This is a genomic window from Bacteroidota bacterium (assembly GCA_041658205.1).
GTDB lineage: Bacteria > Bacteroidota > Ignavibacteria > UBA10030 > UBA8401 > UBA8401.
This window is the reverse complement of the sequence record JBBAAO010000001.1, coordinates 1097116-1110384: the sequence shown is the minus strand read 5'-3', so window position 1 is coordinate 1110384 and position 13269 is coordinate 1097116. Positions and strand designations below refer to the sequence as shown.

At 41.2% G+C, this 13269-nt stretch carries 14 protein-coding genes; all 14 read right to left on the bottom strand.

Annotation, left to right across the window (positions count from 1 at the left end):
- Positions 1–2 precede the first annotated feature (2 nt).
- Positions 3–758: a 1,2-phenylacetyl-CoA epoxidase subunit PaaC gene (paaC, locus tag WDA22_04580; GenBank protein MFA5832738.1), complete on the bottom strand. Its 756-nt coding sequence runs from the start codon at positions 756–758 to the stop codon at positions 3–5.
- Complete coding sequence (gene paaB, locus WDA22_04575; GenBank protein MFA5832737.1) at positions 755–1111, bottom strand: 1,2-phenylacetyl-CoA epoxidase subunit PaaB; 357 nt, start codon at positions 1109–1111, stop codon at positions 755–757. Before paaB ends, paaC begins: the two co-directional genes overlap by 4 nt.
- A 52-nt stretch (positions 1112–1163) precedes the next feature.
- Positions 1164–2108: a 1,2-phenylacetyl-CoA epoxidase subunit PaaA gene (gene paaA / locus WDA22_04570; protein MFA5832736.1), complete on the bottom strand. Its 945-nt coding sequence runs from the start codon at positions 2106–2108 to the stop codon at positions 1164–1166.
- Positions 2109–2208: 100 nt separating this feature from the next.
- Entirely contained in the window at positions 2209–3816 is a 1608-nt protein-coding gene (locus WDA22_04565) for a peptide chain release factor 3 (protein MFA5832735.1), read from the bottom strand.
- A gap of 230 nt (positions 3817–4046) precedes the next feature.
- On the bottom strand, positions 4047–4331 hold the full coding sequence (locus tag WDA22_04560; GenBank protein ID MFA5832734.1) for a hypothetical protein: 285 nt from the start codon (positions 4329–4331) through the stop codon (positions 4047–4049).
- A 31-nt stretch (positions 4332–4362) separates the two neighbouring features.
- Positions 4363–4878: a transposase gene (locus WDA22_04555; GenBank protein MFA5832733.1), complete on the bottom strand. Its 516-nt coding sequence runs from the start codon at positions 4876–4878 to the stop codon at positions 4363–4365.
- Between the two features lie 145 nt (positions 4879–5023).
- Positions 5024–5947 carry a tRNA (adenosine(37)-N6)-dimethylallyltransferase MiaA gene (gene miaA, locus WDA22_04550; GenBank protein MFA5832732.1) on the bottom strand — a complete coding sequence of 308 codons (924 nt, stop codon included), beginning with the start codon at positions 5945–5947 and terminating at the stop codon, positions 5024–5026.
- Positions 5948–5950: 3 nt separating this feature from the next.
- Positions 5951–6886 (bottom strand): hypothetical protein, encoded by a 936-nt coding sequence (locus WDA22_04545; GenBank protein MFA5832731.1) that lies wholly within the window; start codon positions 6884–6886, stop codon positions 5951–5953.
- Between the two features lies 1 nt (position 6887).
- Positions 6888–9050, bottom strand: coding sequence for a TonB-dependent receptor (locus tag WDA22_04540; protein MFA5832730.1), 2163 nt, complete (start codon positions 9048–9050; stop codon positions 6888–6890).
- Between the two features lie 56 nt (positions 9051–9106).
- A complete protein-coding gene (locus WDA22_04535; GenBank protein ID MFA5832729.1) occupies positions 9107–9742 on the bottom strand; it encodes a protein-L-isoaspartate(D-aspartate) O-methyltransferase in 636 nt (211 codons plus the stop codon).
- A gap of 1 nt (position 9743) precedes the next feature.
- Positions 9744–10406, bottom strand: coding sequence for a glycosyltransferase family 2 protein (locus tag WDA22_04530; protein ID MFA5832728.1), 663 nt, complete (start codon positions 10404–10406; stop codon positions 9744–9746).
- The gene (cdaA, locus tag WDA22_04525) at positions 10406–11218 is read right to left on the bottom strand and encodes a diadenylate cyclase CdaA (GenBank protein ID MFA5832727.1); all 813 of its coding nucleotides are present in this window, start codon (positions 11216–11218) and stop codon (positions 10406–10408) included. Before cdaA ends, WDA22_04530 begins: the two co-directional genes overlap by 1 nt.
- A gap of 41 nt (positions 11219–11259) precedes the next feature.
- Positions 11260–12126, bottom strand: a complete 867-nt coding sequence (gene folP, locus WDA22_04520) for a dihydropteroate synthase (protein ID MFA5832726.1) — start codon at positions 12124–12126, stop codon at positions 11260–11262.
- 492 nt (positions 12127–12618) lie between these two features.
- Complete coding sequence (locus WDA22_04515) at positions 12619–13260, bottom strand: LON peptidase substrate-binding domain-containing protein (GenBank protein MFA5832725.1); 642 nt, start codon at positions 13258–13260, stop codon at positions 12619–12621.
- Positions 13261–13269: the final 9 nt, after the last annotated feature.

Genomic DNA, 13269 nt, shown 5'->3' with positions numbered 1-13269 from the left:
ACCTACCATTGTATATCCGGATAGGAACGCGCGACAATCTGCATTTCTGATAACAGATGTCCAAGATGCTCGGTGTGTTTCCCTTCTCTTCCCCCTTGATGGATAAACGAACTTGCCTCCGGAAGAGTTAGTGTTGATGTTGCAATTATTTCCGTCACCGTTTTTGACCATCGTTCCTTCAGGGACGATGAGAGGATTGCGATTCCTTCCGTTGATAACTCACTCTCTAAAAGATCCGAAAGAAACATTTCATCCGTATACTTCCACAAGTTATTGACGGCATTCTGTGCTCGTTCGTGACTCTCTTTTGTTCCGTCACCTAATCTCAGCATCCATTGACTACTATGCCGGAAATGATATCGAAGTTCTTTAACAGCTTTTTGGGCAATGCCTGCAAGAGGAGCACATGTACTCTTCTGTAATTCATCAAACAACAAAATACCAAACGAATCGTACAGAAACTGACGAACAATCGTCTGTGCAAAATCGACATTCGGTTGTTCTAGAAGTAAAAGATTTTTGTATTCAACAGCTTCACGAAAATAGACGATTTCATCAGCAGTTCGTTTTTCCCCTTCCAACTCGGCCGCGGCACCATACAAATAATTTGCCTGGCCAATACAATCCAATGCAATATTTGCCAACGCAATATCTTCCTCTAAAATCGGAGCATGTCCGCACCACTCAGATAAACGATGACCAAGAATCAACCGATCGTCTGCAAGGCGGATGATATATTCAACTATCTTTTCGTTCATGACTTTTTCCACAGTTCATCGTCCAACGTATGTTTATAAAACTGTGGGTGACGATAAACCTTATCAGATGTCGGATCAAAAAAAGGGGCTGCGTCCGTCGATGTTGTAGCAATAATGTGCTCAGATTTCACCACCCACATATTTTTTACTTTTCCCCGTCGAGCAAAAACATCCCGTGCATTTTGGAGCGCGTTCTCTGCGTCAGCAGCACGAATACTTCCGGCATGTATATGAGGTGCGTTATCGGATTCCTGAATAAACACTTCCCAGAGATCCCACTGGTCGTTTGATTGTGTCGTTTTATTAATGTCAGACATATTGTTATTGATTGAATACACCTGTGAATATTTCAAAATTACTTCTTTTCAAAACTCAAAGTGACAATGGTTCGGAATTTGATATTTGTCATTTGGAATTTTTCACTCGTTGTTTCTCATCATATGCTCTTGCCGCATCACGAACCCACTTTCCATTGTCGTGTGCATTCCGGCGGGCGGCCAACCGTTCATGATTACAAGGACCATCGCCATTGATGACAGCATTAAACTCTTTCCAGTCAATATCACCGGTTTCCCAACTTCTCGTTTGTTCGTTGAATTTCAATTTCGGATCGGGAACAGATAAACCCCACGCTTGCGCCTGTTCCACGGTCATATCAATAAAACGCTGGCGAAGCTCGTCATTTCCTTTTAATTTGATCTTCCACTTCATCATATCAGGGCTGTTCGGAGAGTTGGAGTCATGCGGTCCGAACATCATTAACGTAGGCCACCAGAAGCGATTAAATGATTCTTGAACCATCGCTTTTCCTTTTTCACCGGATGCGATGAGAGTTGCAACGATTTCCATTCCCTGTTTTTTATGGAAATTTTCTTCTTTACAGATACGAAGCAGCGCGCGGGAATAAGGACCGTAGGAACATTTTGCCATGGTTGTTTGATTAATAATCGCCGCACCATCCACCAGCCAGCCGATCATTCCCATATCTGCCCATGAGAGGGTTGGATAATTAAAGATAGAAGAGTATTTCGCTTTACCGGCATGTAATTGGTCAAACATTTCCTCGCGGGAAATGCCAAGTGTCTCTGCAGAACTATAGAGATAATGACCATGCCCTGCTTCGTCCTGTACTTTTGCAATGAGCGCAAGTTTACGACGAAGCGATGGAGCACGAGTGATCCAATTTCCTTCGGGGAGCATTCCAATGATTTCAGAATGCGCGTGTTGTGAGATGAGCCGCATCAGTTGCTTGCGGTATTTTTCCGGCATCCAATCTTTCGGTTCGATTGTTTCGCCGCCGGAAATGCGTTGATTGAACTGTTCTTCCAAGTTTGCGATGTTTTCGCCCACGTACTACCTCGTTAGAATTGTGGTTCTGCTGAGATGAATTGCATGAATATACAAAAGGTGGAAGGTTTTCCAAAATCAAAACTTACTATTTATAGAGACATTATTCTTCAGCCATTTCATGTGTTTCAGTATTATGCTCGATACTAAAGAGGAATTTCGCTTTCGGATTATTATCGATAGCCCTTTGCAACGCATATTTCGATTCTGAGATAAAGACGAGATTGCTATGTTTGTCATAGAATAATGATCCGGGATGAATCGATTTCAGCCACTCAATGTCGGCTTCTTTTTCGAACTGTACCCAGGATGCCTTATATAAGCTAAGGGGACGGAACATACATGGAGCGCCGTATTCATTCTCCAAGCGATATTGGATGACGTCGAATTGCAGATCACCGACTGTTCCAACCACTTTCCTATTCCCTTGATTCTGCAGAAACACTTGCGCCAGACCTTCATCCGTTAACTGAAGAATTCCTTTTTCCAACTGTTTGGATTTGAATGGATCAGTTAACTGCAGTTCTTTAAATATTTCGGGAGAGAATGTTGGTATCCCTTTATACATCAATTGATCCCCTTCCGTGAGCGTATCCCCGATCTTAAAATTACCGGAATCGTAGAGTCCGATAACATCCCCGGGATAAGCAACGTCCACCACGCTTTTATCTTGTGCCATAAAAGAGGTTGGATTCGGAAACTTCAAATCACGTTTTAAACGTACATGATAATAAAACTTATTTCGTTCAAACTTTCCGGAACAGATTCGCAAAAAGGCAATGCGGTCACGATGACGAGGATCGAGATTGGCGTGCAACTTAAATACGAATCCGGAAAATTTATCGCTCATCGGTTCAATCAATCCACGCGTTGTTTCCCGCGGTTGAGGTGCCGGAGCAATCTTCACAAAAGTCTCTAGCAACTCTTTCACTCCAAAATTATTGAGCGCACTGCCGAAAAAGACAGCCGCAGAATTTCCGGCAAGATAATCTTTCACATCGAATTCAGGATAGACGCCTCTGATTAATTCAATATCGTGTTTTAATTGAACCGCTTGTTTCCCAAATTGGTCCATCAATGCGGGATCGTCAACGCCGCTGAATGTCTCAATATCCTCTTCAACTCGTTGTTTATTTGGTGTGAAAAAATTAAATGTGTTCTCATGAATATTGAACACACCTCGGAAATTCGATCCAATTCCCATCGGCCATGAGAGAGGTCGCACATGGATACTTAATTTCGCTTCAATCTCATCCAGCAGTTCAATCGGCTCCCGTCCTTCACGATCCAATTTATTGATAAATACAATCACCGGGGTATTTCTCATCCTGCAGACGTTCATTAATTTTTCTGTCTGTTCTTCCACTCCCTTTACACAATCAATCACTAAAATGACACTATCAACTGCAGTGAGAGTCCGGTACGTATCTTCAGCAAAGTCTTTATGGCCCGGCGTATCAAGCAGGTTCACTGTATAATTGTTGTAGGAGAATGTCATCACTGAAGTAGAGACGGAAATTCCGCGTTGCTTTTCAATCTCCATGAAGTCGGAAGTTGCTGTTTTTTTGATCTTGTTGGATTTTACTGCACCGGCTATTTGAATTGCTCCGCCATACAACAGCAGTTTTTCCGTCAACGTCGTTTTCCCGGCATCTGGGTGACTGATAATGGCAAATGTTTTTCGATTTTGAATTTGTTTCAAAATGCTCATACTGGTATAAGAAATTATTGTTCGGTAGAAAAAGAGAGTATTAGACTAAGAATTAGTCAGGAGAAACAGAGGCTGAAGTAGTTACGTGTGTGTTTGAACTTGCATGGTTTAATATACCGAAAATTGGGGAAAAAATGAAAATGTATTTTATTTATCGCTTTTGCACCTTTTCATCCAATTTTTTGAAACCCTTGAATGATAAATCATACCCTTTATTAACGCGGGAGCAATCAAAAGACTGTTCCTGTACAAAAAAAAGCAAAATCGTTCTCGTAGGAATGATAGGAAGACCGTTTAATGTAGGAACGGATGGTAATCCGTTCAATGTAGGAACGGATGGAAAATCGTTTAATGTAGGAACGGACGGATAATCGTTTAATGTAGGAACGGACGGATAATCGTTTAATGTAGGAACGGACGGATAATCGTTTAATGTAGGAACGGACGGATAATCGTTTAATGTAGGAACGGACGGATAATCGTTTAATGTAGGAACGGACGGCAGTCCGTTCCATATAACACGAACTTCCGTCCGTGTCTACAATGTTACATCATCATATTTTCAGGATTATTTTTGTCTGCTTCCCATCGTAAGGGATTATCCTGAATATATTTTCGAACATTTTGCAATTCTTGTTCACTTCTTATAATTCGATCATAAAATCGGGATTGCCAGATCTTCATTTCGGGATAATTTTCTCTTGATAATAAAGTCACAGTTGATTTGAAATTGCGAACAACAATTGACAATGATTTTTTCTCAGGTTGAAATTTCATCGTTTTAATTGAAACATCTTCACCAGGATTATCAATTCCAAAGATAACATGAATATGATTTGGCATAATTACAAACTCATCAATACGAACATATGATAATTTTTCAGGAAGGTTCGTCAAACACTCCAAGATATACTCACCAACCGTTAACAAGTGGATGTTCCCTTGTTTAACTTCGCTAAATATATTTTCCCGATTGTAGGAACAGATGGTGACAAAATACAAACCTGAAGACGCATAATTGTAATGCGGTAGACGGTATTGTTTACGTTGTTTGTATTTCATTTGTGGAAAAACGGTTGGAGATCGTTCCCTGTATTAGGATAGACTTCTTTCCATATCTACAATATTTGAAGAATGTATAGGAACAGTCGGAAGGCCGCTCCTTGTATTTTGGTCGGACTTCCGTCCTCCCCTACATTTTTGTTTCCTACAACTTTGACACTATATTTCTTGCAATCTGATCGATTTGATCTTCTGATGAGATTGCAAACCACTGGATTCGTTCTTCCCTTCGGAACCAGGTCATTTGGCGTTTCGCAAAACGGCGGGTATTTTGCTTCATTAACTCAATCATTCGTTCTTTAGAGATGTCGTTACGGAGGAAGGCAAACGCTTCTTTATATCCAACTGTTTGCAGGGATTGAAAACGGTCGTCAAAACCCATTTTTTTAATCTTTTTTACTTCATCTAAAAACCCTGCGGCAAGCATTGTATCGACTCGATGGTTTATGCGTTCATAAAGAGTGTTGCGCTCCCACTGTAATCCAAAATATAACGCGTTATAAATATTTTTCACTTTGTGTTGTTTATGGAACTCAGAAATTGGTGTCCCAGTTTCATAAAATACTTCCAGGGCACGAACGACTCTACGATACTTTGTTGCATCCATTGTTGCCGCAGATTCAGGGTCGACAGATTGCAGTTCTGCAAATAATTTTTCCTTTCCATCCCGAAGTAGTTGTTCTTCCAACTGTTTGCGAACCTCACCGGATATTTCGGGCTGTTCAAAAAATCCGTCAATAAGTGCTTGTACATACAACCCCGTTCCGCCGACTATGATAGGTATTTTCTTTCGGCTATGGATTTGCGTAATCACTTTCCTTCCCTGTTCCTGAAAATCACCAGCATTAAATTTTTGATCGAGCTCCAATAGATCAACAAAATGATGTGGGACTGTTAGCAGTTCTTGTTGAGAAGGTTTTGCTGTGCCGATGGTGAGATGTTTATAGATTTGACGGGAATCTGCGGAAACAATTTCGCATGGCATCATCGTAGCAATCGATAATGCAAGAGAGGTCTTGCCTGATGCCGTTGGTCCGACAATAACAATTACAGTTGCAAGAGTATCCATCAGTTATAATTCACTCGGAACACCGTAGGAACGTTCGAGTTTTGTCATCATCCCAAAAATACCAAATCCATTATTGATATTAGTGTAATCGGGTTCATCTAATCGAATGGTCGCGGCTCCGCCAAAAGAATTTGTTACACTATAATACGTATACAAACCTTTGTCAAACTGGATCAACGTCAGAATGGCACGACGAAATTTTACTGATGTGCTGTTTTCTTGCCGAATGTCTGCGATTGCCGCAATGTATGCAGCACTTTCGAAATAGATCATTTCATAATTTCCATCGATATTGGACGACGCATCTCTAAAAGCAATATTGGGGTAAATTCTTTTCGTTACATGGCCAAATTCATCTTTCATTACGACAAAAGGAACTTCCCTAATCAACGTGTCATTACCCACCACATATTCCAACGAAATCTTTGGAAGATATGCATGAGCATTCTTTCCCAAAAACACTCTGAGCGGGATATATTTTTTTGTAGATGGTTTTGATAATAAGGTAATATCTCCCGGGAGAATGTCGCCTGGGTAAATTCCCACCATACTGCTCATTGCGGTATCAAAACCGGTTGAGTACACGGACAGAGTATACAATTTCTCTTCTACTGGTTGAAAGCCTTGATGAACATACGCTCTCACTTGTCGCGTCCCAGCAGATCCATCATTGACGGTAATGAGCGTATCATGAAAATTATGAGATACTTTCCCATCAACAATTTTTACCGAAGCATTGGAAATTTCTTTATTTGGAGAAGGGGTCAATGGGTTATATTCTTCCGGACTGAAAGTTGAATACACACGGATGAATTGTTTATCCGTGCTTGCATCGATAACGGCATAGACGATCAATTTTTTTTGATACTCGCCGTTAGGATTAAAGTTATCGGAACAACCGGCTAGAATCAGAACAATGCCTATGAAGAGTCTTTTCATCTTAAAATTCCAATTTCATAAATGCGCTGGGCAAAAAAGGAAGCATGGTAATTTTCTGTAATGTTTTCCTATCGTAATACAAAATATTTTTGCTGTTGTAGACATTAACAATACTGACACCAACATTACCTCCACCATATGGGAGAAGGAATTTATAGGTTGCAGTGATGTCCATTCGATGATATGTCGGCAAACGTCCGGCATTTTTTTCTCCGAGTATCGAATACGGTTTCCCCTGATCATTTATGATTGATCCCCTTCCAAGATCGGATATGGTCAAACGATCATAGAATCCAATCGTTTGGCTGTAAGGATAACCGCTCCCTACTTCCCAGCGAATTGAAAGATCAATATTTTCATTCAATCGAGTAACATTAAGCACATTCAAAGTATGCCGTCTGTCGTACCGTGGTTGATACGTAAAATTATTAATCGTCACCGATGTCCACCCGAGCGTATAGGCCAGATACAGATCTAAAAATGAATATTTATACCGAAAAAGTGTTTCAAAACCGTACGCTTTTCCTCTACCATTGATATAATCCGGCTCAGTAAAATATTTTTTCTCCCGATTATAGACCACAAGTGATGTATAGTCCTTAAAATAGGTCTGCACATCAAGAGAGAGTTCCGAAAAAATATTCCCGCTGAATCCCGCAATATAATGTGTTGCCGTTTCCGGTTCTAATTTTTCTGGAATATAGATCCATGCTTCAAAGAGGGAAACAATATCATCTTCATTGGTTAACGTAATCAAATTTTGGGAAAACATTCCGTAAGATAATTTTATTCTCCAATCAAACTCAAAGAGATAACTGAAATTCATTCGCGGCTGTAAAATTGTTCGCATACTTTTTCCGCCAAAAAGAGAAATAATATCGGAATGAGCACCAACATCAGCTTTCAATCGCTCAAAATTGATCTGATAGCGAAACCACGCCCATGTTTCAATCGAAGTTTCATCGACAAGAACATCGGCATTGGAGGGAGTAACAAATTTATAGGTGTACCGTGGAACGTTTACGTCAAAACCAATAAAATACAGATCTCGTGTTTCGGTATAGATCGTTAATTCTCCGCGAATTCCTCCGTCACCAATTTTTGATTCAGCAGGACGAATGATGGTAGATTGTTTTGCATCCCGTTCAATCTTAAAATTGCTGGAGTAAACAACGGCATCAAAATAGATTCTGTTTTCCATTAAGTCGGAGATGGTAACGGCAAAAGAACTGCTTCGCCACCGGTGATCCGCTTCATTCGGATCGGGTGATAACACATCATCAGCGCTGAGAAATGTTTGAATACTGTATCTGCCATATTCACTTCCGCCAATATTTGCCTTTGCAAAAATATCATAGAAAGAAATCGGCGGTGGATTCTTCAAAAATTTTTTAAAGGTATCATTAAAGAGTGACTTCCGACCGCTGAAAATCCAACTGTTATTATTCGGTAAAGGGCCTTCCAAATTGACTTTGCCCGATACAAAATTTGCCGATGCTCCCCCGTGAACTCCGGTCGTACTTCCGTTTCGCGAAGTAATATTGATTACTGATGAAAGCCGGCCGCCAAATCCCGGCGGAAATGCTCCTGTGTATACTTCCGTTGTCTTCACGATGTCCGGATCGAAGATGGAAAATATTCCAAACGCATGGTAGGGGTTATAAATCTTCATCCCATCAAAATAGATCAGGTTTTGATCACCGGCTCCGCCGCGAACAAAAAATTTTGAGCTGACATCCGCAGACGAAACTATGCCGGGTATAATTTGGATTGAACGGAAGAGATCTCCTTGCGCTGCTGTCGGAACTTTTTGCAGCTCTCGCTGATCAAAGACATGAACACTGGTATTAATTTCTTCGAGTTCTTTCTTCCTTCCGCTGGAGATAATAACCTCGTTTACTTCAACCGGTTTTGATGAAAGATTGAAATTTAAAGTCATCGGTTCTTTTCCACGAACCGTGATGGTTCTTGTTAATGGTTCAAATCCCAGAGAGGTTGCAATGATCTGATAAGTTCCATGCGGCAAATTCGCGAGCAAATAAAATCCATTGTTATTTGTCACGGCGCCACGGGTCGTACCGATGACCGTAATGGTTGCATACGGTATCTTTTCGCCGGTAGAACTGTCGGCAACAACACCCCGCACATCGGCTTTTTGTGCCATGACATTGTGCACGAAAACAATCGCCGAGAATATGAATACGAAAACAATTCGTTTCTTCAATTCCATCCGTTCTTTCCTATCAATGGTACGAATTTGAATCCGTTGACGATCTTTTTTTCTAACACATCTTTTATTTTCGTCCCGACAATCAATTCCTGCGACTCGCGATCTCCCACGGGAATTGCCAACCGGCCCCCTTCCTTCAATTGATTCACTAATGATTCAGGAACTTTCGGGGCGCCCGCTGTTACAATAATTGCATCATACGGTGCATGCTCACTCCATCCGATTGTTCCATCTCCCCCTTTTGAAGCAATTCGTAAATTTAATGTATCAAATATTTTCCGAGCACTATTCAGTAGACTTAAATGTCGTTCAATAGTGAAAACCCTGCATCCAATTGCAGCCAACACAGCTGCTTGATATCCGGAACCAGTTCCGATTTCAAGAACCTTCATCTCTTTGGTCAATTGAAGCGATTGCGTCATAAACGCAACCGTATATGGCTGCGAAATAGTTTGCTGACTTCCGATAGGAAGCGCATTATCTTCATACGCGCGGTTTATGTACATCTGATCGACAAACAAGTGCCGCTCTACTTTCGACATTGCTTCCAAAACAATTTCGTCCGTGATCCCTTTGCCTCGTAATACTTCAATCAGTTCTTTTCGTTCGGTATCAAATCTACCCATATCAATACTGCTTAAATAATACTTTAATAAAATTAATCGTTGTTTGAAGATGTGTCATATTGCTTTTTTCGCCGGCATAGATTGTTTCAATCGGTATTGAACCAAATGAAAATCCACAGGCAGCCGCTTTAATCAAAAATTCCGTCTCTGCCTCAAAACCGGCAGACTCCAACTGTACTTTCTCCAATACTCTTCGGGTAATAAAGCGATATCCGGATTGACTGTCTGAGATTGAGGCGCCGGTTCGCAGCTTCACCATAAAGGTAGTGACTAAATTTGAGAACATACGATGCAGTGGCATCCCTTTTTTATTATGCAACCTGCTGCCGATAATAATATCTTTTTGCGTTATGCTATGCAGTGTGATAAAATTTGGAATCTCTTCCGGTTGATGCTGAAGATCAGCATCCATGGTAATGACCGCATCAATATTTTCATTCAATGCGATATTAAATCCGGTTTGCAATGCCGATCCTTTTCCTCTATTCATTTCGTGTGAAATCATTGTCACGTTGAATTGTTCCGCAACATTTTTTGTAGCATCACGTGATCCGTCATTCACAACAATGATATTCTTGCTCGGAACAAAACGTATTGTCCGTTGGAGCAATTTCGGCAACGAATTTGCGGCATTATATGCGGGAATGATGACGGCAACATTCATTATTGAGGACGAATCGCCTCCTTCACATTCTGCACAGTGCGCTGAACGGAAAGGACTAATCGTTCACGCAATTCCTTCCTTAAATCTTTAACAGAAATTTTATAAAGCAATTCTCCATTGTCGGCAATAGAAACAGCACCGGTCTCTTCGGAGACGATAACCGCAACAGCATCCGTTTGTTCTGTTACTCCGAGTCCGGCGCGGTGGCGAGTCCCTAACACTAAATCCCCAATGCGATTTGTCGCTGACAGCGGAAGAGTACATCGTGCAGCCTCGATGATGCGGTCATTTACAATCACTGCACCATCATGAAGCGGAGATCTTGGATTAAAGATAGAAAGTAAAAGTGAACGGCTGATTTGCGCTCCAAGGATGACGCCTGTTTCGGTAAATGATTTCATCCCGGTTCCACGCGCGATAATTATCAAAGCTCCCTGTTTCTTCTTTGACAGCTCCAATGCAGTTGCGGAAATCTCCTCGATTGATTCCGTTACATTCATTCGCAAAAACACTCTCACTAATCTATTTCTCGCAATTGTGGAAAGAAGCCTGCGAATTTCCGGCTGGAATATAATGATGAAGGCAATCACCCAAATATCGGTCAATGTTCTGAGGATCCATCCCATTGCTTTCATATTTACCGTTTGTGCAATAACGGAAAGAATCACAATCACTAACAAACCGACAAGGATCTGCGCCGCAATAGTGCCGCGCATTCCACGGTACAATTCATAGAAGATGAATGTCACCAAAAGAATATCGATGACATCCACGGCTGTAACTGATAAAAATCCTATCTTGACGAGTTCCATATTTCAATGACGCCAGGTCGTCCTTAAGGGCGCCTGCAACGTTAGATTGTTTTGATTGCATCCACAACGGATGCAACACGTTTCATTTCTTTCACATCATGAACGCGAATAATATTTGCTCCATTCATAATCGACACAGCGACTGTTGCTGCCGTCCCTTCCAATCGTTGATCAACTGCAGTATTCAGTATCGTTCCGATGAATCCCTTTCGTGATGTCCCAATCATAATAGGATGGCCAAGTTCTTGAAATTCCTGAAGATGTTTCAACAGAGTCAAATTATGTTCAAGATTTTTCCCGAAACCAATTCCGGGATCAATAATAATATTCCGAACTCCTGCTTGTTTTGCTTTCTCGACAGAAATACGCAGTTCAGACTTAACTTCGGCAACGACATCAACGTAAGAAGGATGCTGCTGCATCGTTTCCGGTGTCCCTTGAATATGCATAACAACAAGTGTTGCGTGATGTTTAGCTGTAACATCTGCAATTCGTTCATCAAACTTCAATCCGCTAATGTCATTGACAATAGATGCTCCAGCTTTTAATGCTTCATCAGCAACCACAGATTTTGTTGTATCGATCGATATGATAACATCAGTCGATGATGCGAGTCGTTGAATAACAGGAATAACACGCCTTAACTCTTCGTCAACAGATACATTGTTCGTCTCTCCATACACTCCTTTGGGCCGGGTCGATTCGCCACCGACATCAATGATATCCGCTCCTTGTTCAATCATATCCATTGCATGTTTACATGCAGTATCGACCGAAAGAAACTTTCCCCCGTCGGAGAATGAATCCGGAGTAACATTCAAAATTCCCATGACATATGTCCGCTTGGAAAAATCAAATGTTCGCATTCCGATGATCATCGGTTCACTATGGAAAGAAACGGGCTTCATTTCAGTCAAAATATCGAAACTGCGGCGCAGATGCAAAGTATTCCTCTTTACAACAATAAAAAACCCGCATCTTCTGCGGGTTCAATGTTGCGAAACTAGACTGCTTTCTTTTTCGCGCGCATTGCTTTTGCTTTCTCTTTACTCTTTGCGCGTTTCTTACGATGCTTCTTGGTAACACGGTATCCTTTTTTGTTCACAACGACTCCTTTGGTTTTTGATTATGGTTCACTGCAATTATGATAAAATCCGCATGTAGGGCAGAACAATTTGCATTTGCGGCTGTCCATCTGAGTGCCGCAATTCACGCAATAGTTCCAATAATGTTTTTCAGATTCAACGTGTAGTTCCGTAATTCCGAACTTCAACAGCGATGGTATCTCTTTAATTTCCTGTTTACTGTTCTCCATTGCGCTACTAACTTAACGAAGTGAAAAGTTGAAAGCAACATTTTTCTCTGTTTTGATTATGCAAAACACCTGTCTGCTGTTCAGATCATTCTTGAACATAGCCATCATTCTTCGCCATTTCTTCCACAGACTTTTTCGACGCAAGAAGCGGCAGCAGAGATTCCAAATGCTGAATTAAAAATTTCAGCCGATTGTTTTCGGAATTCATTGACAGGAATACTTGGCGCTGAATCAATTCCATACCGGATTTCTGCACAAGATGAAACGATCTCGATTTCCGGATATCATGAATATTCACTTGTTGAACGATTCCAGTAAAAACTATTTTCACAAATTGATTATGAAGATTTACTGCCTTGAGGCGAAGTTGTTCATCGACATCTTCGGCAATATCTTCCAACCACGAAATGCGTCCCGAATAATACGGATGCGGCGCTTCTACAAAATTGTGTAATTGAAAACGGCGGCGTCCTTCAACAACAATATCCATCCTTCCATCATCATACCGCTTAACAACTTCCTTCACTACCGCGGTACAGCCAATGGTGCGCACATCTTGTTCATGCACAAGAATAATACCAAAGGAGTTATCGTAGGTAATACATTCGCTGACGAGAATTTTGGATCGCTCTTCAAAGATATGTAAATGCAGTTGTGATTGAGGGAACAACACAACGTTCAGCGGAAACAGCGGCAATATTTCGGTCGGGAGCTCGGAAAAGGGCATACAAAAAGA

Coding starts and splice junctions, on each gene's coding strand:
- paaC (MFA5832738.1), bottom strand. CDS start 758: ATGAACGAAAAGATAGTTGAATATATCATCCGCCTTGCAGACGATCGG.
- WDA22_04535 (MFA5832729.1), bottom strand. CDS start 9,742: ATGGGTAGATTTGATACCGAACGAAAAGAACTGATTGAAGTATTACGA.
- miaA (MFA5832732.1), bottom strand. CDS start 5,947: ATGGATACTCTTGCAACTGTAATTGTTATTGTCGGACCAACGGCATCA.
- WDA22_04560 (MFA5832734.1), bottom strand. CDS start 4,331: ATGGAACGGACTGCCGTCCGTTCCTACATTAAACGATTATCCGTCCGT.
- cdaA (MFA5832727.1), bottom strand. CDS start 11,218: ATGGAACTCGTCAAGATAGGATTTTTATCAGTTACAGCCGTGGATGTC.
- WDA22_04515 (MFA5832725.1), bottom strand. CDS start 13,260: ATGCCCTTTTCCGAGCTCCCGACCGAAATATTGCCGCTGTTTCCGCTG.
- folP (MFA5832726.1), bottom strand. CDS start 12,126: ATGAAGCCCGTTTCTTTCCATAGTGAACCGATGATCATCGGAATGCGA.
- WDA22_04545 (MFA5832731.1), bottom strand. CDS start 6,886: ATGAAAAGACTCTTCATAGGCATTGTTCTGATTCTAGCCGGTTGTTCC.
- WDA22_04555 (MFA5832733.1), bottom strand. CDS start 4,878: ATGAAATACAAACAACGTAAACAATACCGTCTACCGCATTACAATTAT.
- WDA22_04540 (MFA5832730.1), bottom strand. CDS start 9,050: ATGGCACAAAAAGCCGATGTGCGGGGTGTTGTTGCCGACAGTTCTACC.
- WDA22_04530 (MFA5832728.1), bottom strand. CDS start 10,406: ATGAATGTTGCCGTCATCATTCCCGCATATAATGCCGCAAATTCGTTG.
- WDA22_04565 (MFA5832735.1), bottom strand. CDS start 3,816: ATGAGCATTTTGAAACAAATTCAAAATCGAAAAACATTTGCCATTATC.